Origin of the sequence: Nocardia wallacei (assembly GCF_029869545.1) — a bacterium.
Classification (GTDB): Bacteria; Actinomycetota; Actinomycetes; order Mycobacteriales; family Mycobacteriaceae; genus Nocardia; species Nocardia wallacei_A.
Genome location: NZ_JARWQD010000244.1, coordinates 1 through 23,631 on the forward strand (window position 1 = coordinate 1; position 23,631 = coordinate 23,631).

Annotated in this window: 20 protein-coding genes; 10 read left to right on the forward strand and 10 right to left on the reverse strand. The window is 70.8% G+C overall.

Translation table 11 applies throughout. The annotated features are described in order from the left end of the window. Positions 1 to 135 precede the first annotated feature (135 nt). Complete coding sequence (locus QH290_RS20585) at positions 136 to 324, forward strand: hypothetical protein (RefSeq protein ID WP_280265447.1); 189 nt, start codon at positions 136 to 138, stop codon at positions 322 to 324. 43 nt (positions 325 to 367) lie between these two features. Here QH290_RS20585 and QH290_RS20590 read toward each other — a convergent pair whose 3' ends face one another. Genes QH290_RS20590 through QH290_RS20600 form a run of 3 tightly spaced genes read right to left on the reverse strand, consistent with a single transcriptional unit; the run spans position 368 to position 1,568 of the window. Beyond that, positions 368 to 802, reverse strand: coding sequence for an SRPBCC family protein (locus QH290_RS20590; protein ID WP_280265448.1), 435 nt, complete (start codon positions 800 to 802; stop codon positions 368 to 370). Next, on the reverse strand, positions 799 to 1,203 hold the full coding sequence (locus tag QH290_RS20595) for an ArsR/SmtB family transcription factor (RefSeq protein WP_425301665.1): 405 nt from the start codon (positions 1,201 to 1,203) through the stop codon (positions 799 to 801). The genes QH290_RS20590 and QH290_RS20595 overlap by 4 nt, the downstream gene beginning before the upstream one ends. Further along, positions 1,200 to 1,568: a VOC family protein gene (locus tag QH290_RS20600; RefSeq protein ID WP_280265449.1), complete on the reverse strand. Its 369-nt coding sequence runs from the start codon at positions 1,566 to 1,568 to the stop codon at positions 1,200 to 1,202. The genes QH290_RS20595 and QH290_RS20600 overlap by 4 nt, the downstream gene beginning before the upstream one ends. Before the next feature lie 118 nt (positions 1,569 to 1,686). Between QH290_RS20600 and QH290_RS20605 the strand changes: the two genes are divergently transcribed. After that, the gene (locus QH290_RS20605; RefSeq protein ID WP_280384540.1) at positions 1,687 to 2,565 is read left to right on the forward strand and encodes a CPBP family intramembrane glutamic endopeptidase; all 879 of its coding nucleotides are present in this window, start codon (positions 1,687 to 1,689) and stop codon (positions 2,563 to 2,565) included. Between the two features lie 51 nt (positions 2,566 to 2,616). On the opposite strand, the gene QH290_RS20610 is transcribed toward QH290_RS20605, so the two are convergent. Both QH290_RS20610 and ppc read right to left on the reverse strand, forming a co-directional pair. Continuing rightward, entirely contained in the window at positions 2,617 to 3,198 is a 582-nt protein-coding gene (locus tag QH290_RS20610; protein ID WP_280384541.1) for a hypothetical protein, read from the reverse strand. Positions 3,199 to 3,201: 3 nt separating this feature from the next. Beyond that, positions 3,202 to 6,012 carry a phosphoenolpyruvate carboxylase gene (ppc, locus tag QH290_RS20615; protein ID WP_280384543.1) on the reverse strand — a complete coding sequence of 937 codons (2,811 nt, stop codon included), beginning with the start codon at positions 6,010 to 6,012 and terminating at the stop codon, positions 3,202 to 3,204. A gap of 132 nt (positions 6,013 to 6,144) precedes the next feature. Between ppc and QH290_RS20620 the strand changes: the two genes are divergently transcribed. Continuing rightward, positions 6,145 to 6,708, forward strand: coding sequence for an RBBP9/YdeN family alpha/beta hydrolase (locus QH290_RS20620; RefSeq protein ID WP_280384545.1), 564 nt, complete (start codon positions 6,145 to 6,147; stop codon positions 6,706 to 6,708). A gap of 70 nt (positions 6,709 to 6,778) precedes the next feature. On the opposite strand, the gene QH290_RS20625 is transcribed toward QH290_RS20620, so the two are convergent. Together QH290_RS20625 and QH290_RS20630 are read right to left on the reverse strand one after the other, a co-directional pair. After that, complete coding sequence (locus tag QH290_RS20625; RefSeq protein WP_425301666.1) at positions 6,779 to 9,538, reverse strand: bifunctional acetate--CoA ligase family protein/GNAT family N-acetyltransferase; 2,760 nt, start codon at positions 9,536 to 9,538, stop codon at positions 6,779 to 6,781. Between the two features lie 37 nt (positions 9,539 to 9,575). Then, positions 9,576 to 10,808 carry an acetoin utilization protein AcuC gene (locus QH290_RS20630; RefSeq protein WP_280384547.1) on the reverse strand — a complete coding sequence of 411 codons (1,233 nt, stop codon included), beginning with the start codon at positions 10,806 to 10,808 and terminating at the stop codon, positions 9,576 to 9,578. 252 nt (positions 10,809 to 11,060) lie between these two features. On the opposite strand from QH290_RS20630, the gene QH290_RS20635 reads away from it, so the two are divergent. Together QH290_RS20635 and galE are read left to right on the forward strand one after the other, a co-directional pair. Next, positions 11,061 to 11,747, forward strand: coding sequence for an iron-dependent transcriptional repressor DtxR (locus tag QH290_RS20635; protein WP_280265455.1), 687 nt, complete (start codon positions 11,061 to 11,063; stop codon positions 11,745 to 11,747). 3 nt (positions 11,748 to 11,750) lie between these two features. Beyond that, on the forward strand, positions 11,751 to 12,731 hold the full coding sequence (gene galE / locus QH290_RS20640; protein WP_280265456.1) for a UDP-glucose 4-epimerase GalE: 981 nt from the start codon (positions 11,751 to 11,753) through the stop codon (positions 12,729 to 12,731). A gap of 20 nt (positions 12,732 to 12,751) precedes the next feature. Here the strand turns inward: galE and QH290_RS20645 are convergent, their stop codons facing one another. After that, on the reverse strand, positions 12,752 to 13,891 hold the full coding sequence (locus tag QH290_RS20645) for a DUF4192 domain-containing protein (RefSeq protein WP_280384549.1): 1,140 nt from the start codon (positions 13,889 to 13,891) through the stop codon (positions 12,752 to 12,754). 823 nt (positions 13,892 to 14,714) lie between these two features. Here QH290_RS20645 and QH290_RS20650 point away from each other — a divergent pair. After that, entirely contained in the window at positions 14,715 to 15,395 is a 681-nt protein-coding gene (locus QH290_RS20650) for a hypothetical protein (RefSeq protein ID WP_280384551.1), read from the forward strand. Here the strand turns inward: QH290_RS20650 and QH290_RS20655 are convergent. Beyond that, positions 15,376 to 16,305: an aldo/keto reductase gene (locus QH290_RS20655; RefSeq protein WP_280269972.1), complete on the reverse strand. Its 930-nt coding sequence runs from the start codon at positions 16,303 to 16,305 to the stop codon at positions 15,376 to 15,378. The genes QH290_RS20650 and QH290_RS20655 overlap by 20 nt on opposite strands. Before the next feature lie 96 nt (positions 16,306 to 16,401). Beyond that, positions 16,402 to 17,130 (reverse strand): sensor domain-containing protein, encoded by a 729-nt coding sequence (locus tag QH290_RS20660; protein ID WP_280269971.1) that lies wholly within the window; start codon positions 17,128 to 17,130, stop codon positions 16,402 to 16,404. Positions 17,131 to 17,371: 241 nt separating this feature from the next. Between QH290_RS20660 and QH290_RS20665 the strand changes: the two genes are divergently transcribed. From QH290_RS20665 to speD, 4 genes are all read left to right on the forward strand, one after another. Beyond that, positions 17,372 to 18,319 carry a PAC2 family protein gene (locus tag QH290_RS20665; RefSeq protein WP_280269970.1) on the forward strand — a complete coding sequence of 316 codons (948 nt, stop codon included), beginning with the start codon at positions 17,372 to 17,374 and terminating at the stop codon, positions 18,317 to 18,319. Between the two features lie 54 nt (positions 18,320 to 18,373). Next, positions 18,374 to 20,881, forward strand: coding sequence for a DEAD/DEAH box helicase (locus tag QH290_RS20670; RefSeq protein WP_280384553.1), 2,508 nt, complete (start codon positions 18,374 to 18,376; stop codon positions 20,879 to 20,881). Between the two features lie 162 nt (positions 20,882 to 21,043). Then, positions 21,044 to 22,174, forward strand: a complete 1,131-nt coding sequence (locus tag QH290_RS20675; RefSeq protein WP_280384555.1) for a type III PLP-dependent enzyme — start codon at positions 21,044 to 21,046, stop codon at positions 22,172 to 22,174. Between the two features lie 8 nt (positions 22,175 to 22,182). Next, complete coding sequence (gene speD, locus QH290_RS20680; RefSeq protein WP_280269967.1) at positions 22,183 to 23,400, forward strand: adenosylmethionine decarboxylase; 1,218 nt, start codon at positions 22,183 to 22,185, stop codon at positions 23,398 to 23,400. The last annotated feature ends 231 nt before the right edge of the window (positions 23,401 to 23,631 follow it).

Below are 23,631 nucleotides of genomic sequence, written 5' to 3' on the forward strand. Positions count from 1 at the left end.
GGTTGGTGATCACCCGGAGCGCCGGGGGGCGCCGGCCCAGCCCGTCCCCTCCGGGCTTCGCGCTAACGGGCGGGCGCTGTACTGGGTCCTCCCGCCAATTGTCCTGTGCGGCTTGGTCTGTGATAGGCACTTCCCATGGGATCCATCGTGTTCTTGCTGGGCATATTGCTGCTGCTGATCGTGGCGATCGCGGTAGGCGTGGGCCTCGTCTACGCGACCAAGAACAGGAATCAACCTCCGCCCCAGGGCTATCCGCCGCCCGGGTATTCGACGCCGCCGGTCGTGCCGGGCGGTCAGCAGCCTCACCAGGGCAACAATCCCTGAGCGCGTCGTTCGGCTTTGCGTGCCGCTCGGTTGAGGATCGGCGCTACTCGAGTGCCGTCCCGAGGCGGCGGAGCATGCCCGGCCAGCCGCCGCGCATGATGCTGCGGGACAGCTGGGCGGTGGGGTCGTCCGGGTCGAATCCGGTGTGGGTCAGCACGAGCCGAGTGCCCCGGCCCTCGGGGTACAGGTCCCAGGTGACCGTCCAGCCCGTGGGGCCCGCCGCCGCGTCGTCCCAGGTGACCCGCAGGCGCTTCGGGGCCACGGCCTCGAGGACCTCGCAGCTGATCTCGCCCGAGAATCCGGTGGCCGGAATCGGCTCGGCCCGCAAGCGGAATCGGTTTCCGGCGACGGGCTCGAATCCCTCCGGCTCCATCATCCACCGGATCATCAGCTCCGGCGTCGTCAGCGCCCGCCAGACCTTGGCCGGAGGATGCGGGTAGAACTGGTCGAGTTCGATTGTGCGGGGGTCCTCGCTCACCGATCGGGTTCCGTCCTGTCGTCGGCTTCGTCGGGCATCGTGTCCAGCACGGCGCCCAGTTCGCGCATCCGGGCGCGCCAATAGCGTTCGAAGGGATCCAGCCAGGATTGCAGATCGTGCAAGGGTTCCGGCTCCACGCGATAGTAGCGGTGCCGACCGCGCTTGTCCTCGCCGACCAGACCGCACTCGCGCAGCACCCGGAGGTGTTCGGAGACGCTCGGACGCGCCATATCGAACCGATCCGCGATATCCCCGACCGTGCGCTCGCCGCCGAGCAACAGGTCCAGGATGTCTCGCCGGGTCGGATTCGCCAGCGCGCCGAACACCCGGTCGGCGGTCGTGGATTTCAGGCGGTGCGGCATGGCCCTTCGTTCGCTCGCGGATTCGAAAAGCGTTGTCACCGTGTCTCGTTCGCGACGAGGACATACGAATTGCCGTCCGGGTCGGCGAACGTCGCCTGGCGTCCCCAGGGCATGTCCTCCGGTCCGCCCACCTCGGTTCCGGCGTCCCGCAGGCGGGTCACCGTGCCGTCGAGGTCGTCGCTGCCGAGAACGACCCCGGCCAGCGTCCCCGCGTTCGCGCCCGGAAACGGTGTGTGCAGGACGATGGCCGTTCCGGAGTCGCCGGGTGCGACCTCGAGCCACCGGTTGTCGCCCATCGTCACATCGGTGCGGACGGCGAAGCCGAGCGCCTCGGTGTAGAAGCGCTTGGCTCGTTCCTGGTCGTCGACGACGGCCGTGAGGGTCTTGATCTGCGAAATCGTCATGCCGAGCACTATAGGTAGGATTTTTCCTACCTGTCAAACGTAGGTAATTTCCTACCTATCGGCCCGGTCGGCCGGAGAACGCCTCGGGATGTCGTTGCGCGCCGGTATATTCGGAGCCATGACGATTCGGGGGGAACGATCACGGACACACCTGTCGTGGTGGGCAGGGCCGCTGATAGTCGTTGTCGCGGTGGCGATCTGGTGGCGACTGATCGGCGACGGGCTGTCGGCGGTGACCGGATCGGACTACACGCGCGGGCTGCACATCGCGCGGGCTGTCGCCGCGACGGCATTCACCCTCCCGCTTCTCTACATCGTGCGGCGTCACGTCGACCGTCGCCCGTGGTCGTGGTCGGATTTCGGCCTCGCTCCGCTGCGAACCGGTTGGCGCCCTTTCCTTTTCGGCGTCGCGTGCTGGACGGTCCCGGCGGGGATCACGACGGCCGTCGTGTTGTCTCTCGGGTGGGCGCACATCACCGTGCGAGGGCCGCTACCCGGGCTGATCGGCACCATCTCCCTGCTCACCGCGCTGGTGCTGCTGTTCGAGCCGATCCCCGAGGAACTGGCCTACCGCGGCTACCTGCTCTCCGCGCTCGGCGAGCGATATTCGACGTGGGTGGCGGTCGTCGGCCAGGCGGTGCTGTTCACGCTGTGGGGCACGGTGCTGCTGGGGTGGGTCGACCCCGACCGCGTCGTCCTGCTGTTCACCTTCGGCACCTTGCTGGGAGCTCTGCGGGTCACCACCGGCAGCCTGTGGCCGTGCCTGGGATTCCACACCGCGTTCCAGGTGGGCGCGCAATACCTCGGCGGACAGCGGTGGGGCCACACTACCGTCGACGACCCCGACAGCGCCCTGATCGGATTGGCATTCGTGCTGGTTCCGTTCGTCAGCACGGCCGTGCTGCTGTGGATGATCCGCCGACGGCGAACCCGCGGTTCCGTCCCGTACCCGCATCCGCCGGGCCGTCCGAGCCCGGGCGCCGGGCCACTACCGTGAATCAGCGCCCACCGCCGCTCCGGGCGCTGTCCGGGACGGCCCGTGCCGGAGCTAAGCCTGCTCGTGGGCGAGGTAGGCGCCGCCGCGGGGCGACAGCGCGTAACCCGTCGGGAGGCTGCGGGTGAGCCCGAGGTTCTTCAACCGGCGGATGCGGAGCTTCAGGCGGTCCTTGTCCGGCTCGCCGAGCAGTCCCGCGAGGTCAGCGGACCGCGTACCCGGGTATTCCGCGATGCACCGCAGCGTGGCGAGGGTCCAGGGTCGCTCCGCGCGCCGGTCGAGCCTGCCGAGGCGCGAACGGATCTCGTCGATCTCGGGCCCGGAGAGTTCGGTGCGCTCGCCGAGCGGCAGGCGCGGGTCGGGGCCGTGGAAGGCGACGGAGATGCGGAAAACCGGGTTCGAGGCGGGCCCGCGGAAGGTCGCGAGCAACCCGGCGAGTGAGTCCTCGCCCGCCGCCCGGGCATCGGCGTCGGTGAGATCGGCGGCATCGACCCGATCCACGGCCTCGATCCGGACAACCCCCGCCGAGGTGTGGACCAGGCCGCCCGGCTTCGCGCGCGCCGTGGCCCACCGCCGGAACACCACCCGCACGGAGCCGTCCGCGATCAGGGCGGCGACCCGGTTGGTGAACAGCACCGGTTAACCCGAGTTCCGCAGGGCCGTGGCGAGACCGTTCATGGTGAGCAGGATGCCGCGTTCGACGAGTTCGGACTCGTCGCCGGCGCGGCGGCGGCGCAGCAGCTCCACCTGCATCTGGTTGAGCGGTTCCAGGTACGGGAAACGGTTGCGGATGGATTCGGCCAGCGCCGGATTGTCGGCGAGCAACTGGTCGCTGCCGGTGACGGCGGCGTGCATGCGGGCCGTGCGGTCGAACTCCTCGCGGATCATGCCGAAGATGGTGTCGCGCAACGTCGCATCCTCCACCAGCTCGGCGTAGCGGGCCGCGATATCCATATCGGCCTTCGCCATCACCTGCGCCAGGTTCGACATCACGGTGCGGAAGAACGGCCAGCGCCGATACAGATCCGCCAGGGTGGCCAGGCGCTGCGGATCCTCGCCCACCCACTGTTCGAGGGCGGTGCCGGTGCCGTACCAGCCCGGCAGCATCACCCGCGCCTGGCTCCAGGCCATCACCCACGGGATCGCGCGCAGGTCGCCGACGGAGTTGGTGGGCTTGCGCGACGCCGGGCGGCTGCCCAGGTTGAGATCGGCGACCTCCGCGATCGGCGTGGAGGCGCGGAAATACTCGACGAAGCCCGGAGTGTCGTGCACCAGCCGCGCATACGCCTGCCGCGCCGCCTCGGCGAGGTCGTCGAACAGGTCGTAGGCCGGTTCGGCGTCGGCGCCCAGACCCTCCACGTCCAGCAGCGTCGATTCCAGGGTGCCCGCGACCAGGGCCTCCATATTGCGGTGGGCGGTCCCGGGATCGGCGTATTTGGTGGAGATCACCTCACCCTGTTCGGTCAGGCGCAGCGAGCCGCGCACCGCGCCGACGGGCTGGGCGAGGATGGCGTCGTAGCTGCGCCCGCCGCCGCGACCGACGGTGCCGCCGCGACCGTGGAACAGCCGCAACCGAATTCCGGTCTTGCGCGCGGCCTCCACCAGATCCAGCTCCGCCCGGTACAGCGCCCAGTTGGCAGCCAGGTAGCCGCCGTCCTTGTTGGAATCGGAGTAGCCGAGCATGACCTCCTGCCGCATGCCCCGCGCCGCCACCAGCCGGTGATAGGCGGGCACCTCCAGCGCGGCGACCAGGGTTTCCGCGCCGTGGCGCAGGTCGTCGATGGTCTCGAACAGCGGCACCACGCCCGCCGGGCTGCTCGGCGGGGTGTCGGCATCGCCCGGATCGAGGATGCCCGCCTCCTTCAGCAGCAGCGCCGCCTCCAGCACATCGCTGACCGAGGTGCACATGCTGATGATGTAGTTGGGCACGGTGTCGGGGCCCAGGTCGTCGAGGGCGGCCGCGGCGGCGCGCAGCACGCCGAGTTCCTTGACCGCCAGTTCGCTCAGCCGCGCGGTCGGCCCGAGCAGGGGTCGGCGGGTGTTCAGCTCGGCGGACAGCAGCTCCACGCGCTGCGTCTCGGGCAGGCTCGCGTAGCCGGAATGCACTCCGGCCCAGGCGAACAGCTCGGCGACCACCTGCTCGTGCACCTCGGAGTTCTGGCGCATGTCCAGGCCCTGCAGGTGGAAGCCGAACGTCTCGACCGCGCCGCGCAGGGCGGCCAGCCGGTCGTCGGCGAGCAGGCCGTCGCCGGAGGCGCGCATCGAGGCGTCGACGACATTCAGGTCGTCCAGCAGCTCCCGCGGGGAGCCGTACGGCTCGGCGACGGGAAACTCGCCTCCGGAGCCCTCCGCCGCCGGGCGGCCCGCACCGACGCCCTCGCCCGGGACCTCGCCCAGCGACCGGCGCGCGGTCGCCGTCAGCCGGGCCCGGATCCCGCGGATCGCGCGGCGATACGGCTCGTCGGCGCGCTGCGGCGACTCGTCGAAACCGGCGTCGGCCAGCTCCGCCAGTTCGGGCGTCACCGACACGAGGCGAGCCGACTGCGACAGCGACTTCTCCAGTCCGACAAGCTCTTTCAGGTAATAGCCGAGGGCGACCGCGCCCGCGCGGTGGGTGGCCCGGTGCACCACCTCGCCGGTGACGTTCGGATTGCCGTCGCGGTCGCCGCCGATCCACGAGCCCGGGCGCAGGATCGGCCGCCGCAGCAGGTCGTGGCCGGGCCAGCGGGCCCGCAGTTCGGCGCGCACCTCGGCGTTGATGCGCGGGATGACCTCGAGCAGGGTCATATCGTAGTAGCGCAGGCCGACCTCGATCTCGTCCTGAATGCGCAAGCGCGCCAACCGGATCAGCGCGGTGCGCCACAGCGTTAGCACCTGCCGCCGCAGCTGGGTGTCGATCTCGGCGTACTCCGGCTCGGACTCGCCGTAGCGCTGGCGGCGGCGCATCAGCTCGGTGATGCGGGACTGCACGTCGAAGACGGTGCGGCGGCGGGTCTCGGTGGGGTGGGCGGTGATCACCGGGGACACCAGCGCGTCGCTCAGCAGATCGGCGACGGCGGCACCGTCCGGGCCGCCGGGGCGGATCTCGTCGAGCTTGCGGTAGGTGGCCGCCAGGCTGGAATCCTGCGGCGGCTCCCCGGCCCCCACGTGGACCGCCCGGCGCCGGTCACGCTGCAGGTCCTCGGCCAGGTTGGCCAGCAGCAGGAAGTGGCTGAACGCCCGGATCAACGGTATCGCCACGTGAATGTCGGTGTCGCGCAGCATATCCGCGACCGCGCTGCGTTCCACCTCGGAGCGGCGTACCCGGAACGCCTCCACCCGCACGCGCTCGATGAGGTCGAAGACCTCCGGGCCCTCGTGGTCGCGGATCGTCTCGCCCAGGATCGCACCCAGGAATCGGATATCGTCCCGCAGTGGCGCGGTGGCAGCCTCGATCTGATCTTCGCGCATACGGCCAGTATCGACCATGACGGCGTGCGGCATCGGCCCGCCCCACCTGCGGCGGGGGTGAGATACGGCACTCGGCGGCCGATGTGCCGGTCGATCCGGAATACCGCTCCCGGACCCGCAGTTCCGTAGCCCGTGCGAATCTTTATCATTCACGGGTACTCCGCCGACGTCGAGGCCCACTGGTTTCCGTGGCTGGCCGAGCAGCTGACCGCGCAGGGCCATCGGGTGTCGATCGTGGAGCTGCCCACCCCCACCGCGCCGGTCCGGCAGGAGTGGGACGCCCGGCTGGCCGCCGAGATCGGGACCGTCGACGAGGACACCCTGCTCATCGCCCACAGCCTCGGTACCATCACCGCGCTGCGGTTCCTCTCCGGACTCGAATCCGGTTGGCGGCTGGGCGGTTTCGTCTCCGTCGCCGGATTCCTCGGCAGGCTGTCCGTGATTCCGGAGATCGACAACTATCTCGCCGACAGCCCGGAGGTCGCGGCGCTGGCCGCGCGCATAGACGTCCGCACGATGATCTACTCCGACAACGACGAGGTCGTCCCCTCGACCGCCTCCCGCACGCTGGCCGAACTGCTCGGCGCGGAGCAGGTCGTGGTCCCCGGCGGCGGCCACTTCCTCGCCGATGACGGGTTCACGGAGCTACCGGAGGTGCTGGCGGCCGCCGAGGAAGTCGCGCGTCAGCGCAGGTGAGCACCGACCGGGACGGTCGCGGACGAGGCGTCGCCATTCGCCCCGAGCCGCCGCGACGATCGGCGCCCTCCTACGCCAGGCGCCGCGGGCCGACATCGAAGCGGCTCGGTTCCGGGCCGATCCGGACGCGGGCGTACAGGATCGCGGCGCCCTCGGGCGCGGCGAGGACCGGCTCGACCGACAGTTCGCGGACCTCGGGCAGGTCGTCGCACAGCGCCGAAATACGTTGTGCCAGTTCGGATAGCGCGCGTTTGTCCACCGGCTCGCCGATCGTCTTGCCGGGCACTCCCGTCTCGCCGTCGAGGAGCGGGGCGGCGCGGGGGGCGCCGATCAATGCCGTCGATTCGGCCTCGGTCAGTGGCAGCGCGCGGTAGACCCGGTCGCCGAGCAGGTCGATGATGGTGCCGGACAGGCCGAAGCTGATCACCGAGCCGAACGACGGGTCGTCCTGCACGCGCAGCACGCAGCCCACGCCCTTGGTCGCCATCTTCTGGATGTGCACCACCTCGTTGCCGGACACCTCGGCCAGGTCGGTATACGCCCGCCGCACCGCCGAGGGCCGCCACAGGTCGAGCCGCACGCCGGTCAGGTCGGGCCGGTTGCGCCACAGTTCGCCGGTCGCCTTGGCCGCCACCGGATAGCCCAGGTCCGCGGCCGCCCGTTCGGCGGCGTCCTCGTCGCGCACCTCCCGGAACTCGACGACGTGGATGCCGTAGCAGGCCAGCAGGTCGGCCGCCTCGAGATCGCCGAGCCAATGCCCCTCGGGCGCGCGGGACATCCACTCCCCCACCAGTTTTCGGGCGCGCTCGCGGTCGACATCGGCGGGGCGCACGATCGCCGAGACCGGCCGGGTGCGCCAGTCGGCGTAGCGGCGCACCCGCGCCAGCGCCCGCGCCGCCCGCTCGGGATCGGGATACGACGGGATCGAGCCGCGCTCGACCGTGCCACCGGCACCCCGCACCGTGAGCAGATTGGGCATGCCGTGGTCGGCGACGAAGGTGGTGAGCACCGGTTTGGTCGCGGCCTGCGCACCGGACCGGATGGCCTCCGCGAACGCCGCCACCGACGTGGGCACCGGCGGTGCGAAGATCACGATCACGGCGTCGACGTCGGGGGCGTCCACGGCCGCCGCCACGGCCGTCAGGAAGTCGGCCGGGTCGGCCTGCGGGCCCAGATCCGACGGCGCCCCGACCTCGAGCCCTTCACCGCGGGCCGCGTCGACCGCCAGCCAGCCCAGCGCGGGGCTGTTGCCGATCACCGCCAGGCGCCGGCCGGCGGGCAGCGGCTGGTAGGCCAGCAGCATCGCGCAGTCGAACAGTTCGGAGATGGTGTCGACCTGCACGATCCCGGCCTGGGCGAACAGGTCCCGCTCCACCGAGCGCTCCAGGGCGCTCACCGGCACCGTGCGGGTGGCGTTGCGGCCGCTGCTGACCACGACGATCGGCTTGGTGCGCGCCACCCGCCGCGCGATCCGGGAGAACTTGCGCGGGTTGCCGAACGTCTCCAGATACAGCAGCACCACGTCGGTCGCCGGGTCGGTGTCCCAGTACTGCAGCAGGTCGTTGCCGGAGACGTCGGCGCGGTTGCCCGCGGAGACGAAGGTCGACAGGCCCAGCTTTCGCGCCGCGGCCTCGCCGAGGATCGCCGCGCCCAGCGGGCCCGACTGGCAGAAGAAGCCGACCCGACCGCGCCCGGGCAGCACCGTGGCGAGGGTGGCGTTGAGCGACACGACCGGGTCGGTGTTGGCGATGCCGAGCGCGCTCGGGCCCACCACCCGCATGCCGTGCCCGCGCACGGCGTCGACCAGGTCGCGCTCGGCGGCGTAACCGGCCGGTCCGGTCTCGGAGAATCCGGCGGTCAGCACCACCAAACCCTTGACGCCCTTGGCCATACAGTCGTCGAGCACCGAGCCGATCTCGGGCGCGGGCACCGCCACCACCGCCAGATCCACCTCGTCGGGGATGTCGCGCACGGTCGGGTAGGCGCGCACCCCGCGCACCGAGCTGCGGTTCGGATTCACCGGGAACACCGGCCCCTGGAAGACCCCCGACAGCAGGTTGGCCAGCACCGCGCCGCCGACCCGCCCCGCCGACGGGGTCGCGCCGATCACCGCCACCGAGCCCGGGCTGAGCAGATTGCCGACGCTGCGGGCCTCGGAGGCGCGCTCGCGCGAATCGCGCACCGACAGCAGCGCCTCGGTGGGGTCGATGGCGAACTCCAGATGCAGCACCGATCCGTCGCGGCTGCGCTGCACCTGATACCCGGCGTCGCGGAACACCGTCACCATCGCGTTGTTCTCCGCCAGCACCTCGGCGACGAAGGTCTCGATGGCGTTCTCGGCGGCGGCACCGGCCAGATGTTCCAGCAGGATCGACCCCAGTCCGCGGCCCTGGTGTCCGTCGGCGACCACGAACGCCACCTCCGCCGCGCGCGGGCCCTCCCGGTCGGACAGCAGTTCGTAGCGGCCGACCGCGATGATCGCCTCGCCCAGCTCGATGACCAATCCGACGCGGTCGCGATAGTCGACATGGGTGGTGCGGTACAGATCCTTCGGCGTCATCCGCGGGTAGGGCCCGAAATACCGCAGGTAGCGGGTGCGGTCGGACAGCTGGGCATGGAACTGCTGCAGCGCCTCGGCGTCATCGGGGGTGATCGGGCGCAGGCGGACGACACCGCCGTCGGAGGCGAGCACATCGGCGAACCAGTGCTGCGGCGGTGGCGGCGGATTCTGTGGGGTATCCGGGCCCCACTGCATGGTGGAGCCCGGCGGCGCAACGCTGCCCGCCGGTGCGCCGGGGTCCGGCTCTCCGGCTGCCCGAGGGCGCGTCACCGGATCTTCCTGCCCGGAATCGGCGGTCCGGTCGGGGTCAGTCACGGGGATCCTCCGGGTCCAGTCCCAGTAGTCCGAAAGTCGCTCGGCGCGTGGCCAAGACCGAGGTGTCGAGGGCGCGCTGCGCACGGTCGGCGCGCTCGTCACCAGTCTCGCGGGTGCCGCCCGGCCCGTCCCAGCGCTCGAATGTGATGTCGTCCCCATCGCTCATCGTCTCCGGCGCGCGCACCGCCGGGGCATAGGCGCGCATCTGCTCACGCCACTCGGCCGGGGTCCGGGTCGCGGGATCGATACCGCGGTCCAGCGCGATGGCGAGCAGGTGGGTCCACGCTCGCGGCACCACCCGGACCAGCCCGTAGCCGCCCCCGCCGACGGCCAGCCAGCGCCCCTCGGCGTAGCGGTCGGCCAGTTCGCGCATCGCGGCGAACGCCGCGCGCTGGCCGTCCACGGTCAGGCCCAGATCGGCGAGCGGATCCTCCCGGTGGGTGTCCACGCCGCACTGACTGATCAGGATCTGCGGGCGGAACGCCGCCAGCGCGCCGGGCACCACGGCATGAAATCCCCGCAGCCACTGGGCATCCCGGGTACCGGGCAACACGGCGAGATTGAGCGCGGTGCCCTCGGCGGCGCCCGAGCCGATCTCCTCCGGCCATCCGGTGTTCGGCCACAGCGTCGCCGGGTGCTGGTGGATCGAGACGGTCAGCACCCGCGGGTCGCCGTAGAAGGCGCGCTGCACGCCGTCGCCGTGGTGGACGTCGACGTCGACATAGGCGATGCGGTCGAATCCGTTGTCCAGCAGCCAGGAGATGGCCACGGCCACATCGTTGTAGACGCAGAACCCGGCCGCCGCGGCGGGCATCGCATGGTGCATGCCGCCGCCGATGCTCACCGCGCGCCGGGTGCGCCCGGCGGCGATCTCCCCCGCCGCGGCCAGGGTGCCGCCCACGATCACCGACGCCGCCTCGTGCATCTGCGGGAATATCGGGTTGTCCGCGGATCCCAGCCCGAACGGCGGTGCCGCGGGCAGGCTCGCGCCGGGCAGGGGCGGCTCGGCCCGCCGGACGGCGTCGACATAGGCCGGGGTGTGGATGCGCAACAGGTCGGCGTCCCCGGCCGGGCCGGGCGCCAGCGTCTCGACGCCCTCCAGCAGCCCGAGACCGCGGGCCAGCGCCATGGTGAACCGCAGGCGCGCGGGTTTCATCGGGTGCTCCGGCGTCCAGGTGTAGTCCAGGAACCGGTCGGTCCACACCACGGTGGCGTCGCTTGCCATGCCTGCCACGCTAATGCACACCCGCCCCGACCAGGTCCGGTCGCGAACGAGAACCGAACACGGGGAAGCAGCGCACCCTTTTTGTCGTTGGGATGCAGTAGAAATGCAAGACAGTGCGGGCGCGCCGGGCCGCGGGCGCGCATCGAGGGCGCGCCCGGTGTCCTCCGGATCTCCGCAGGACGAGCGAAATATGCTGGCGCGCGGTTTCGCAGCCGCGCGTGGGTAGAATTCGTGCCGACGAAGGGGTAACAGGTGAAGGATCTGGTCGACACCACGGAGATGTATCTCCGTACCATCTACGACCTCGAGGAGGAGGGCGTCACGCCGCTGCGCGCGCGCATCGCCGAACGCCTCGAGCAGAGCGGGCCGACGGTGAGCCAGACGGTCGCTCGGATGGAGCGCGACGGTTTGCTGAGTGTCGCGGGCGACCGTCATCTCGAACTCACCGACAAGGGCCGCGCCATGGCGATCGCCGTCATGCGCAAGCACCGGCTGGCCGAGCGCCTGCTGGTCGATGTGATCGGGCTGGACTGGCAGAACGTGCACGCCGAGGCATGCCGCTGGGAACACGTGATGAGCGAGGACGTCGAACGCCGCCTGGTCGAGGTGCTCAACAACCCCACCACCTCCCCCTACGGCAACCCGATCCCCGGCCTGGACGAGCTGGGCGTGGTCTCGGCCTCCACCGACGAGGAGAAGCTGATCCGGCTGTCGGACCTGCCTTCCGGCCAGGTGTCGGCGGTCGTGGTGCGGCGGCTGTCCGAGCACATCCAGACCGATCCCGACATCATCGGTCAGCTGCGGGAGGCCGGTGTGGTGCCCGACGCGCGCGTCACGGTGGAGACCAAGCCGGGCGCGGTCATCATCTCGGTGCCGGGCCACGAGGGTTTCGAGCTGTCCGACGAGATGGCCCACGCCGTCCAGGTGAAGCTGGTCTGATCGATGAAACTTCTGGTGACGGGTGGCGCCGGGTACGTCGGCGGGGTGTGCGCCCAGGTGCTGATCGAGGACGGCCACGAGGTGGTCGTGGTCGACGATCTGTCCACCGGGAACGCCGACGGGGTCCCCAGCGGTGCGAAGTTCGTGGACGGCGATATCGCGACCGTGGGCGTGGATCTCATCGAGTCCGAATCCTTCGACGGCGTGCTGCATTTCGCGGCGCAGTCGCTGGTCGGCGAGTCGGTACAGCAGCCGGAGAAGTACTGGCACGGCAATGTGGTGAAGACGCTGGCATTGCTCGAGGCGATGCGCCGCGCCGGGACTCCGCGGCTGGTGTTCTCGTCCACCGCGGCGGTGTACGGCGAGCCGGAGCAGGTGCCGATCACCGAGGACGCGCCCACCCGGCCGACCAATCCGTACGGTGCGTCGAAGCTGGCCATCGACCACGCCATCACCTCCTACGCCGTGGCGCACGGGCTGGCGGCGACCAGCCTGCGCTATTTCAACGTCGCCGGTGCCTACGGCGGCCTCGGCGAGAACCGGGTGGTGGAAACGCATCTCATCCCCCTGGTGCTGCAGACCGCGCTGGGCCAGCGGGAGTCGATCTCGGTATTCGGCACCGACTATCCGACCCCCGACGGCACCGCGATCCGCGACTACATCCACATCCTCGATCTGGCGCAGGCGCATCTGCTGGCGCTGGCCGGGTCGCAGGCGGGCACGCACCGCATCTTCAATCTGGGCAGCGGCACGGGTTTCTCGGTGCGCCAGGTGATCTCGTCGTGCGAGCGGGTGACCGGGCGCCCGATCCCGGCCGTGGACTCCCCGCGCCGCGCCGGGGACCCCGCGGTGCTGATCGCGTCGAGCGAGCGGGCCGTGGCCGAGCTGGGCTGGACCCCGCGGCACAACGATCTCGACGAGATCGTCTCCGACGCATGGGATTTCCTGCAGGCGCTGGGCGAGCGCGCCCACAGCGCGCGGTAGTTCCCGCGCCGCACCGGTTTTCACGGTTCGCACCGGGCTGGATCGATGGCGATCTCCACCCCCAGGTTCGCCGCGGTGCTGCGCCCGCTGAGCGCGAGTTTGCGGATCTCCCGCGGTGGCATCCCGGTGCGCAGCGCGGCGTCCAGGAGCCGGGCGATGGTGTGCCGCGGGTCGGCCTCCAGCGCGGCCTCCAGGGCCACCCCGGCCAGCGGTCCGTCGCCGTTGGCGTAGGCGCTGTAGGCGAGCAGGGTGGCCGCCTCGGCCCGGTCGGAGCCGGTGAGGGCGCGGCACAGCAGCGACCACAGCACCTCCGCGGCCACCGCCTGATCCCCGAGTGCCAGCGCGAACGAGGCGTCGCGGACGGTGGAATCCCGTAGCGCCACGGCCACTTCGGCGAGATCGGACGGCAGCACCGTGCCGTCGGGTGCGCCGAGGACCGACACTCGCCGCAACACCAGTTCGAGGGCGAAGCGGCTATAGGAACCGGGCTCGCAGCGGCACGCGGCCTGCCGGTGCCGGCGGCGGGCCGCGGCGACGGCCTCGTCGAGCTTGTCGCCGACCTCGGCGCGGGATTCCGGGTCGACGCCGATGATCTCGGTCAGCTCGGCGCGGCACGCCCGGATCGGGCGGCCGTCGAGCACGTGCGCCAGCGTGATCGGCGACGTGGCCGGGTCGGATTGCCGTCCGGTGGAACCGGGTTCGAGCAGGCTCCACCAGGGTGCCCCGGCCGCGATCTCGCGCACCGCGCAGGCCTCGGCCAGCTCGATCCCGGCCTCGCGCAGGGCTCCGTCGAGAATGCGGAGCAGGTCGCGGTGCCGCCCGGCGCGCGCACCAGGCCGGTCCGCATGGGGCGCCCCGGCCCGGTCGTCCACGATCAGGACGAGCACGCCCGCCGCGTCCTCCTGCACGCAGAGCGCGGCCAGCTGCCCGGCCACCCGCACCCACGCGCCGCATCCGTGCACATCCAGGTCGTGGCGCGCCATCGCCCCGAGAAAGACGGATCCGGGCCGCTCCGGCGCCTCCTGCAACATGCATACCACCAGCGACCGATGCGGCACGAACCCCAGCAGCGCGGGCACCCCCGCAATGAACTCCCCGGGCTCCTCCACCCGCAACCCGGCCTCGGCCCACGGCGACCGCGCCCCGCCCGGACCACCCAAACCCTCCCCAGACGACCCACTCGGCACACCACCACCCAGCACCCGCCCGCCCCGCCCATCTCGACCCGGCCCACCACCATCCCGCACCCCGTCGTCCTGCACGGGTCCGCCACGCGAATCGAAGCCGGGCACATCACCACCCCGCACCCCGCAATCCCGCGTACGACCACCACGCGGATCGAAACCGGGCACATCACCACGCCGCACCCCGCAATCCCGCGTACGACCACCACGCGGATCGAAACCGGGCACATCACCACCCCGCATCCCGCAATCCCGCGTACGGCCACCGCGCGGATCGAAGCCGGGCACATCGCCAGTCCACACCGTGGGTTCCCGTGTGGCGCCGCCGCGGGGAGCGTTGTCGGGTGCGTCGCCTTCCGGATCGCTGTGCTCCGGCGCACTGTCGCTCGGCGCTTCGCGGAAGGTGGCGTTGGGGTCGGGCAGACCACGGTCCGGCTGCGTGCGTATGGTTCGCGGGCACGAGCCGCCCGGAGGGGGTGCGCCGCGGCGCTGTCCGCCGCGGGCGGGGGCGGCGGAGTCGTTGTCTGCGGGAGCGGGTTCGGCGGGAGTCGTCATGCGGCACAGCCTGCTCCGCTCGACCGTCGATGCCGGGGCACCGACCTGGGCGAACCCATGGTCTGGGGACAACGCGTTCGCTGTGCACGACGGGCGCGCGACCGCGCGGATCGGCGGTGCCGTGTCACCCTGGGCTGATAGGGTCACCGCGGCCAGCGTCTGCGCACACCGGGCAGGTGCGGAATCCACTACGCCGACGAAAATCTCTTGGACGCAACGGTTCCGGCGACGCCACGATGGGGCCATGTTGGTGACCTCTCGCTCGGCGGCCGAATATCGCGCCATGTTCGACCTGCCCGCGCGGCTGCCGCCCGCGCACCGGGTGCTGGACTGCTGCGCGGGCGGTTCCAGCTTCGCCGCGGAGTCCGGCGGCGACGTCGTGGCCGTCGACCCCGTCTACGGCGGGGACCGGCAGGATCTCGCGGCGCGGGTACGGACCGGCATCGAGGACGGCGACCGGATCATCGCCGCACACGCCGCCCGCTTCGACTGGCAGTGGTATGGCGACCCCGCCCGCCGCGCCCGGCTGCGCCGCGCCGCCGGGGAGCGCTTTCTCACCGATCTGCGAGAGCATCCGGACCGGTACGTCGCGGGAGCGTTGCCGGACCTCCCGTTCGGCAACGGCCGTTTCGACCTGACGCTGTGCTCGCACCTCCTGTTCACCTGGTCCGACCGGTTCGACGAGCACTGGCACCGCGCCGCGCTCGCCGAGCTGGCCCGGGTCACCCGCGGCGAGATCCGGGTGTTCCCGCTGGTCGTGCAGGGGTCCGGCGATCCGGTGCCCTTCCTGGACACCCTGCTCGGCGAATTGCGCGAGGCGGGCCACCGCGTGACCCGCCAGGGCGTGCCCTACCGGTTCCAGCGCGGAGCGGACGAGATGGTCCGCATCGAGGTGCGCAGACCTCTCAGTCGGAGGCGGTCGTGAGCGCCGCCAGGTCCGCATCGGACAGCCGCAGCTCACCCACCGGCAGCAGGTCGGCCAGTTGCTCGGGCGTGCGGGCGCTGGCGATCGGCGCGGCCACCGTGGGGCGGGCGGCGAGCCAGGCCAGGGAGACCGCGGCGACCGGGACGTCGTGGGCGGCGGCGATGCGGTCGAGTTCGGCCAGCACGCGCACGCCGCGAGCGTCCAGATAGGCCGCCGCGCCCTGGGCGCGCGGGCTGTCCACCTCGACACCCGGCCGGTACTTGCCGGTCAGGAAGCCCTTGGCGAGCGCGTAGTACGGGACGGTCGCCAGGCCCTCGGCGCTCGTCAGCGGGAGCACGTCCCGCTCGAACCCGGCCCGCTCCACCAGGTTGTAGTGCGGCTGGATGGCCGCGTACCGGGGCAGCCCCTCCCGGTCGGCGACGGCCAGCGATGCGCGGATGCGGTCGGGGGACATATTGGACACCGCCACATACCGCACCTTGCCCGCACGGACCAGCTCGCCGTACGCGGCGAGCGTCTCCTCCACCGGCGTGTCGGGATCGTCGTAGTGGGCGTAATACAGGTCGATGTAGTCGGTGCCGAGCCGCCGCAGCGACGCCTCGGCCGCACCGCGAATCGCCTTGGCGGACAAGCCCTCGTACGGCGCGAGCCGGCTGCCTTTGGTGGCGATCACCATGCTGTCGCGGTTGCCGCGCGCGAGCCAGCGGCCGAGGACGGTCTCGGATTCACCGCCGCTGTTGCCGGGTACCCAGGCCGAGTACACGTCGGCGGTGTCGACGAAGTTGCCGCCCGCCGCCGCGTAGGCGTCCAGCACCGCGAACGAGGCGTCCTGGTCGGCGGTCCATCCGAACACGTTGCCACCGAGGCAGAGGGGAAACACATCCAAATCGGTTGTACCAAGTTTCGCCATGGGTCCGAACGTACTCCGCGACGCGGCGCCGGTGTCCCGGGTATCACTCCCACACACGCGCGGTCGTCGCCGAAAAAGACCGGGCGCGTGCGTCTTTCAGCCTTTCCGGACATTCGCGACTGTGGCATCGAACACGCCGCCGAGCGCCGCCATATCCGGTGCCGCACCCTCGTAGCTCATATAGGTGGCGTTGATGCGCACATCACCGACCTGCGCCACCAGCGTGCGCATGGACTGGGTGAGCCCCGGACCGCCGACCGGCCCGGATACCGTGCGCCGCAGCGCGAGGGCGTCGTCGGCGGCGACCGGTGGCGGCGACTCCACCTGTGTCACAACGGCATTCGCGAGCGGCCCGCGCTGCACCCGCACGGCTTCGCAGTGCCCCAGCTGATCTCGCAGCCGCGCCATCGGCTGGTCGGTCCGGCTCAGCTCGACGGTGAGGGTGGCGCGGGTCTGGTTGTCGGTGCCCACCACGACGGCGAGCCGATCGGTGTCGAACCGCGGCTGTGGCGGCGCGCAGTCCTCGGGGTCGGCCACCGCGCCGGGCGGCACGCCCGCCAGGTCGGCGACCGCGCGGCGGGCCTGGTCGACCGGCAGCACCACCGTCGCGTAGCGGGCCGGGAACAGATCCTGGCCGGGCAGCAGCCGCGCCAGCGGGGTGCCGATATGCCGGGTGATCGCGGTGTGCTGCGTGGGCACCGGCGTGCCCGGCACGGTCTCACCGCACGCCGCGAGCAGGGCGATCAGTGCCGTGCCGACCAGCACACGCGCCGCCGCGCCGCAGCGCAGGCGCGGCCGCGGACCCGGCGAATCCGGCACGATCACACATCCACTATGCCGAACGCCGACCGTTCGCCGGTCCTGCCACGCCGGGGTGCCCGGGGAATGCGAACAGCCTCGCACTCGTTGTCCCCAGGTGCGGTGCACCCACCCGGCGCGGCCTCCGAAGCACATGAGAGACAATGAAGGTGGTTCGCCACACCACATCCGCCGCCGGTTGTGACGGCGGGAACCGTCGACCCACCACGCAGCGGATGCGGGCGCACCACGCAGGAAGGAGTACGCGATGGACTACGAGTCGCGAATGTACGAGCTGGAGTTCCCCGCTCCGCAGCTGTCGTCCGCCGACGGCGCTGGTCCGGTGCTGGTGCACGGGTTGGAGGGCTTCACCGACGCCGGCCACGCGGTACGCCTGGCCACCACGCATCTGCGCGAGAGCCTCGAATCGGAGCTGGTCGCCTCGTTCGACGTGGACGAGCTGCTCGACTACCGCTCGCGGCGCCCGCTGATGACGTTCAAGACCGACCACTTCTCCGACTACGCCGACCCGGAGCTGAACCTCTGGGCGCTGCGCGATACCGCAGGCACCCCGTTCCTGCTGCTGGCCGGGCTGGAGCCGGATCTGCGCTGGGAGAAATTCGTCACGGCCACGCGGCTGCTGGCCGAACAGCTCGGCGTGCGGCGCACGATCGGCCTGTCGGCCATTCCGATGGCGATCCCGCACACCCGCCCGCTCGGCGTCACCGCGCACGCCAGCGACCGGGACCTGATCGGCGAACATCAGCGCTGGCCGGGCGAGCTGCAGGTACCGGGCAGCGCCTCGTCGCTGCTGGAGTACCGGATGGCCCAGCACGGCCAGGAGTCGATCGGCTTCTCCGTGCACGTGCCGCACTACCTGGCGCAGACCGCCTACCCGGAGGCGGCGCAGACGCTGCTCGAGAACGTGGCCGAGAACGCCGGACTGCAGCTACCGCTGGCCGCGCTGAGCGAGTCGGCGGCCAAGGTCCGCGAACAGGTCAACGAGCACATCGCGGGCAACACCGAGGTGGAGACGGTGGTCAACGCCCTGGAACGCCAGTACGACAGCTTCGTCACCGCGCAGGAACGCCAGTCCAGCCTGCTCGCGCGGGAGGCCGACCTGCCGACCGGCGACGAGCTGGGTGCCGAGTTCGAGCGCTTCCTCGCCGAGCAGGGCGAGTTCGGCGACGGCGCCGAGGGCGGCGAACCGAGGTAGTCCCGGCGTAGCGGTTTGCGGTACGGCCCGCCCCTGCCGGTAACGTTGAAGCACGTGCAGCTTTCCGAATTGATCCCCGACCGTGTCGTGCCCGACGTGGACGCGGACTGGCTGTACGAGACCTTCGCCGAATGGACGATCGATCAGGGCCTCGAGCTGTACCCCGCGCAGGAGGAGGCCCTGCTCGAGCTGATGACCGGCGCCAACGTCATTCTCGCCACCCCGACGGGTTCGGGAAAGTCGATGGTCGCGGTGGGCGCGCATTTCGCCGCCCTCAACCGCGGGCAGCGCAGCTACTACACCGCACCGATCAAGGCCCTGGTCAGCGAGAAGTTCTTCGCGCTGTGCGAGGTGTTCGGCGCCGACCGGGTCGGCATGGTGACCGGCGACGCCGCGGTGAATCCGACCGCGCCGATCATCTGCGCGACCGCGGAGATCCTGGCCAATCTGGCCCTGCGCGAGGGCGCGGGCGCCGATGTCGGCCAGGTGGTGATGGACGAATTCCATTTCTACGCCGACCCCGACCGCGGCTGGGCCTGGCAGGTGCCGCTGCTGGAACTGCCGAAGGCGCAATTCCTGCTGATGTCGGCCACGCTCGGCGAGGTCGATTTCTTCGCCCGCGATCTGGAACGCCGGACCGGGCGTCCCACCGCCCTCGTCAGCGGCTCGGAACGCCCTGTGCCCCTGACGTTTTCGTATCGTCGCACGCCCATCACCGAGACACTGGAGGAACTGGTCACCACCCACCAGTCCCCCGTCTACGTCGTCCATTTCACCCAGGCCGCCGCGCTGGAACGCGCGCAGGCGCTCACCAGCGTCAACTTCGCGTCCAAGGCGGAGAAGGAGGCCATCGCCGAGGCGATCGGCAGCTTCCGCTTCTCCAGCGGGTTCGGCAGGACGCTGTCGCGGCTGATCCGGCACGGCATCGGCGTGCACCACGCCGGAATGCTGCCCAAGTACCGCCGCCTGGTGGAACGGCTGGCGCAGGAGGGCCTGCTGAAGGTGGTGTGCGGCACCGACACCCTGGGCGTCGGCATCAACGTGCCGATCCGCACCGTGCTGCTCACCGGCCTCACCAAATTCGACGGGGTGCGCACCCGGCGCCTGAAGGCCCGCGAATTCCATCAGATCTCCGGGCGGGCCGGGCGCGCGGGGTACGACACCACCGGCACGGTCGTGGTGCAGGCGCCCGAGCACGAGATCGAGAACGCGCGGCTGCTCGCCAAGGCCGGTGACGATCCGAAGAAGCAGCGCAAGGTGCAGCGCCGCAAGCCGCCGGAGGGCTTCGTGTCGTGGTCCGAGGACACCTTCGACCGCCTCGTCGCCGCCGAGCCGGAGCCGATGGTGTCGCGCTTCCGGGTCACCAATTCGATGCTGCTCAATGTCATCGCCCGACCCGGCAACTGCTTCGACGCGATGCGGCATCTGCTCGAGGACAATCACGAGCCGCGCCAGGCGCAGCGTAAACATATCCTCAAAGCGATTCGGCTGTATCGCGCGCTGCGCGACGCCGGGGTAGTGCAGCAACTCGACGAGCCCGACGAGTCGGGCCGCCGCGCCCGGCTGACCGTCGACCTGCAGCGCGACTTCGCCCTCGACCAGCCGCTGTCGCCGTTCGCCCTGGCCGCCCTGGAACTACTTGACAGCGACGCCCCGACTTACACACTGGATGTGGTGTCGATCATCGAATCCACGCTGGAGGACCCGCGTCAGCTGCTGCTCGCCCAGCAGCACAAGGCGCGCGGCGCCGCCATCGGGGAGATGAAGGCCGACGGCATCGACTACGACGAGCGCATGGAGCTCATCGAGGACATCACCTGGCCCAAGCCGCTCGCCGAGCTGATCGAACCGGCCTTCGAGACCTACCGCGCCGGGCATCCCTGGGTATCGGAGTTCAGCCCCGCCCCCAAGTCGGTGGTGCGCGAAATGATCGAACGCTCAATGACTTTCGCGGAACTGATCGGTGAATACGAGCTGGCGCGCTCGGAGGGCATGGTGCTGCGCTACCTCGCCGACGCCTACCGCGCGCTGCGCCGCACCGTCCCCGAATCCGCGCGCACCGAGGAGCTCGAGGACGTCACCGAATGGCTCGGCGAGCTGGTCCGGCAGGTCGATTCGAGCCTGCTCGACGAGTGGGAGCAGCTCACCAACCCGGGCGCGGAGAACGACTCCGAGCAGCTGGCCTTCGGCGCGGAGACCGTGCGCCCGATCTCGGCCAACGAGCGCGCGTTCAAGGTCATGGTGCGCAATGCCGTGTTCCGCCGCGTCGAGATGGCCGCGCTGCGCCGCTGGCAGGCGCTCGACGACCTCGGCGACGGCCCGGACTGGGAGCACGACCTCGCACCGTACTTCGAGGAATACGGCGAGATCGGCACGGGTCCGAACGCGCGCGGCCCGCGGTTGTTCCAGCTCGAGCAGCGCCCCGGCTTCTGGCATGTGCGCCAGGTGCTCGACGATCCGGCCGGTGATCACGGCTGGTCGGTCGACGCGGTCGTCGATCTGGCCGAATCCGACGCCGCCGGTGAGGTGGTCTTCGACGACGTGGCGGTGACGGCGGGATGAACGGACTCCGAAGACCCGTCTCGGACAACCCTGCCCGCCGTCTCCGTCAGTGATCAAGACGACGTCAATCCGGTTCGTTTTTCCGGCCACCCCGCTGATACTCTCGCGCTCGCTGCCTGCAGCGGGGAGGCTGCCCGGAAGAAAGAGAGTCCCCTTAGATTGTTGGATACACACGCGCCCGAGTCGCCTCGTCTCGTCATCGATCTCGCCCGGGTGCGCGACAACTACCGCGCACTGCGGTCCGCGCTGGGCGGGCTGGGGGACAACCACCCGGCGCGAATTCGGTTCGCGGTCAAGGCATCTCCGATGCCGGAGATCATCCGGCTGCTCGCCGCGGCGGGCGCGGAATTCGATGTCGCCAGTGTCGGTGAGATCGAGCAGTGCCTGAGCCTGGGCGTCGACCCGGGCGCGCTGTGCTACGGCAATCCCCTGAAGAAGGCGAGCCAGATCGCGGCCGCCTACGCCGCGGGGGTGCGCCGCTACGCCTTCGATACCGAGGACGACCTCGATCGCATCGCCGAGCACGCGCCGGGTTCGGAGGTGGAGTGCCGTTTCCTGGCCTCGGCCCCGCAGTCGCAGACCCCGTTCGGGGCGAAGTTCGGCTGCGCCCCGGGCGAGGCGGTGCGGCTGCTGGTGCGCGCCCGCGACCTCGGCCTGCGGCCGGTCGGGCCCTACTTCCACGTGGGCTCGCAGCAGCTGGACCCGGTGGCGTGGCAGATCGGCATCGAACAGGCGGGCGCCATCGCGGAAGCGTTGGCGGTCAAGGACATTGCGGTGCGATCGGTGAATATCGGTGGCGGGCTGCCGATTTCGTACGCCGATCCGGCACCGGAACTGTCCGACCTGGGTGCGGTGATCGCCGAGGCGGCGGCACGGCACCTCCCGGAGCACACCGAACTGGTGGTGGAACCCGGCCGCGCCCTGGTGGGCAACGCCGGAGTGATCCACGCCGAGGTCGTGAACGTGCGCATCGCGCCGGACGGGCGGCGCTGGATATACCTCGATATCGGCCGCTACAACGGTATGGCCGAAACCGAGAACGAGTACATCGCCTACCGATTCGAGACCTCGCGAGACGGTGACCCCCGCGACGAGGCGGTGATTGCCGGACCGACCTGCGACGGAGACGATGTACTGTATCAACGCACGCGGGTCCTGCTACCGACCACGCTGCGAGCCGGTGATCCCGTTCGGGTCCTCGATACCGGCGCTTATACGGCGAGCTATTCGTCGGTGTCCTTCAACGGTTTTCCGCCTTTGACTGTGCATGTCATCGGCGCTGAGCGAGAGTGAGTTTGCCCATGACGGCAGAATTCACCGGCTGGCACGTGCTGGCCGAGTTCGGTGGTGTCGACGCGGCCCTCTGCGACGATCTCGAACGCCTCGAAGCAGCACTCCGAAAATCGTTGGTCGCCGCTGGCGTGACGATCTGCGATGTGGTGCACAAGAAGTTCGAGCCGATGGGCGTCACTGTGCTGGCGCTGCTGTCGGAGTCGCATGCCTCCATTCACACCTACCCGGAATCGGGTGACATCTTCGTCGACGTGTTCACCTGCGGCAGCATCGGCGCGGGTGCCACCAAGGCGGTCGATCTGCTGGCCGCGGAGCTGTCCCCCGAGACGGTGCACACCGAGGTCATTCAGCGCGGGCATTCCGCGCGGCGCATCCACGAGCCGGTGGGTGCCGGGCTGACCCGCATCTGGGATCTGTCCGAGGTGCTGGTCGATACCCGAACTCCGTTCCAGCACATGGTGATCGCGCGGACCGAACAGGGCGTGTCGCTGTTCTCCGACGACGATCGCCAGTCCACCGAGTTCTCCCAGCTGACCTATCACGAGGCGATGCTGGTCCCGGCCTACGCCCTGGCCGCGAAGCTGGACAACGTGCTGATCATCGGCTCGGGCGAGGGCGTCGCCAGCCAGATGTCGGTGGCGGCGGGCGCCTCCCGGGTGGACCACGTCGACATCGATCAGCTCGAGGTGGAGCTGTGCGCACGGCATCTGCCCTACGGCTATACCGAGGCCGACCTGGCCGAGGCGGTCGCGGGCACCGGCCCGATCCGGATGCACTACGCCGACGGCTGGGACTTCCTGGGTAAGGCGGAGGCCGAGGGCGTGCGCTACGACGTCATCGTCATCGACCTGCCCGACGAGCGGGTCGAGGACGCCCAGCACAACCGCCTGTACGAGGAGGAATTCCTCACCCGATGTAGGGCGCTGCTGGCCGACGGCGGCGTGCTGGCGGCGCAGGCGGGCTGTGCGACCATGTGGCGCAACGAAACCCTCAAGCGGTCGTGGCAGCGGTTCCGCGACCTGTTCGACACGGTCGTCCCCTACGGCTCCGACGAGCACGAGTGGACGTTCCTGTTCGGCGTCGCGCAACCGGTCACCGATCCGGTCGAGGTGATGACCGGCAAGCTGTCTCGGCTGCCCTACCGCGCCGCGACGATCGACGAGCGGGCCCTGGTCCGCGGCGCGATCGAGCCGCACGCCCTGCGAATCGGCGCCGCCGTCGGTTGACTCCGCGGCCCAACGGAATTCGCCTCGCGCCCGCCCGGATAGCCACTCCGGGCGGGCGTTTCGCTGTGGCCGTCACCCGCACTCCGTACAAGTTCCCGCACCCGCTGTGGCGTCAGTCAGAGGTGCGAGAACATGTACGGAGTGCGAACCTCCGGCCCGGGGGGGGGGGGGGCCGCCCGACACCCCCCCCCCCCCCCCCCGCCCCCCCCCCCCCGGAGAACCACCCCCCCC